This window comes from Devosia insulae DS-56, assembly GCF_000970465.2.
In the GTDB taxonomy this organism is placed as follows: domain Bacteria; phylum Pseudomonadota; class Alphaproteobacteria; order Rhizobiales; family Devosiaceae; genus Devosia_A; species Devosia_A insulae.
Genome location: NZ_LAJE02000142.1, coordinates 1 through 2,271 on the forward strand (window position 1 = coordinate 1; position 2,271 = coordinate 2,271).

A 2,271-nucleotide genomic window follows, 5' to 3' on the forward strand; every position below is an offset into this window, starting at 1 on the left:
GGACAGGGGTGGGGGTTGTTTCCCGCACCGGTGGTAGAGGAGGGCGGGTTACCCCGCCCCCAAGATTACTTCGCGTTACGCTCGAGGATTTCGGTGGCGTCAGCCTGGGCCGTCGCCTGCGCATCGGCGGCCGAGAGCTGGCCGAACTGCATGGCTTCCAGTGTCTTCTGCAGCGATTCCGAGAACTCCTGCCCGCCCAGCACCACCGGGAAGCCCTTGGCGTTGGCCAGCGTCCCGGTATAGCCGGCAAGGAACGTGTCGCTCGACAGCCGCTCGGCGAACGCCGTGCCATCTGAGGTGCGCGACGGCAGGATGCCCATCGACATCAGGATATCGCCCATGGCCGAGGCGCCGTTCGGACCCGATTCCGGCCCGTTGAGCCAGTTGAGGAAATCCCACGCCGCCGCCTGCTCCTCGGCCGAAGCCTTGGCATTGACCACGGTCATCCAGGAGTAGGAGATCGAGCGCGCCGTGTCGCCCGACGGTCCCACCGGGATCGGAGCGGTGGCGATATCGGCGAAGTTGTCGCCCATGCCGGCCTTCAGCGCCGATTCCCACCAGTTCGCCATGATGATCATGCCGGTCTTGCCGGAGACGAAACTGTCGAGGAACGGGCCGGTGGTGTTGGCATCGGCGGTGGCCATCGCCGGGTCGGAATAGCCCGATTTGATCAGCTTCTCGTAGAGTTCAAAAGTCTGCGTGGCCGCCTCGCTGTCGAGCACCGGCTTGCCATCGACCACCAGGTCGCCGCCGTTCGAAACCAAGAGCGACGAGAACGGGTGGAGGACGCCCGCCGCCCACGAGTTGATCAGCCCAAAGCCCTGCTGGCCCTTGGATTTGTCGGTCAGCTTTTCGGCTGCGGCGAGGAATTCGTCCCAGGTCTTGGGCGCCTCGGCAATGCCGGCTTCGGCGAACAGCTTCTTGTTGTAGTTGAGCGCGTAGACGTCGATCTCGTTCGGAATGCCGTAGAGCACGCCGCCGATCGAGGCCGCGCCGATCACCCCGGCCGGCCAGTTGGCCTTGGTGTCGGCGGCGATGGCGTCCGGCACCGCTGCCACCAACTGGTCCTTGGCGAGGTCGGGCAGCCAGGCATCATAGATGCCGGCAATGGTCGCCCCGCCGGCACCGCCGCCCGAAGTGCGGAGCGTCGTCAACAGGTCGCCGAATGGCACGGCGCGGACGGTGATCTTGGTATCGGGGTGCGCCTGGGTATAGGTCGCGGCGGCCGCCTCCAGCTTGGCCACCGTATCCGGTGCCCAATGGGTGAGGAACGACACATCCGCGGCCTGGACCAGTGCGGTGCTCGAAAGCAGGACCGCGACCGCCCCCGCGGAGCGCGTGAAAGCCTGGAACAGCTGCATGTTTGAATTCTCCCTGTGGCGCCAGTGAGCTCTATGCCCGCCTGACGTCATAGAGTTATGACGTTATAACGACATTGGTCAAGGGGCTGCCAGGCTTCGATTGGGCTCGTCATTCCGCGCGCCAACGACGAGTGGGTTTCTGACGCCACGGAAGGCGTGTTCACATCGGGCGGCTGTGTGCCAAGCTTCGAGTAAGGTGAAGTGTTGCCGAGGTACTCGCGTACTTCACTTTTTGAAGCAACCGCTGGTGCGGTGTAAGCTTGCATGATAATTTTGTGGTAGGCTGGTAGGTTTCATCGACCACGATATTTTTAGAGATTTTGGAGGGAGAGGGCATGGGTAGGGAACGTATTTATGGGTTGCAGCTGGTGGTTCTCGCGGTTGCAGGGTGCCTCGCAATCAGCCCAGCTTTGGCCGATAGCAGGGCAACGGATTATCTGCGGGCGACGATGGAGTGTGCTGCGCTGCTGGCTGGCAATTCGGCCCTCCACTCCGAACGGTGTCGGGGCGACGGCTGGCAACAAACCCTCAACGCCGGTAGCACAGCCCAGACGGGTGCGCCGGGCAACGGCCTCTCCGCGACAGGCGACGGGTCTGGCAGTCCGCTTGCCGGCCCCGCGAGCGCAGTTGCACCGGGCGCAACTGCCACTGTGGGTGGTGTTCCAGCGATCTCGCCTGCAGCGGCTGGAACCGGTCCTCTGACACCGGTTGCTGCAGGTAACGGCGGGGCTGGCGGCTCCGGCGGCATGCTGTTTGGCAACGGCGGTGCCGGCGGTTCCGGAGCTAACCCGGTTGGCAACGGCGGCAGCGGCGGCTCCGGCGGAATGTTCGGTGGCGGCGGCAAGGGCGGTGCGGGTGGCACAGGTGGTAGCGCCACGGGCGGTTCGGGTAGCGGCGGTAGTGGTGGTGG

Annotated in this window: 1 protein-coding gene; it reads right to left on the reverse strand. The window is 64.9% G+C overall.

The genetic code is table 11. The features are described from left to right. Positions 1–65: 65 nt before the first annotated feature. Positions 66–1,361, reverse strand: coding sequence for an ABC transporter substrate-binding protein (locus VW23_RS08390; protein ID WP_069909122.1), 1,296 nt, complete (start codon positions 1,359–1,361; stop codon positions 66–68). Positions 1,362–2,271 lie beyond the last annotated feature (910 nt).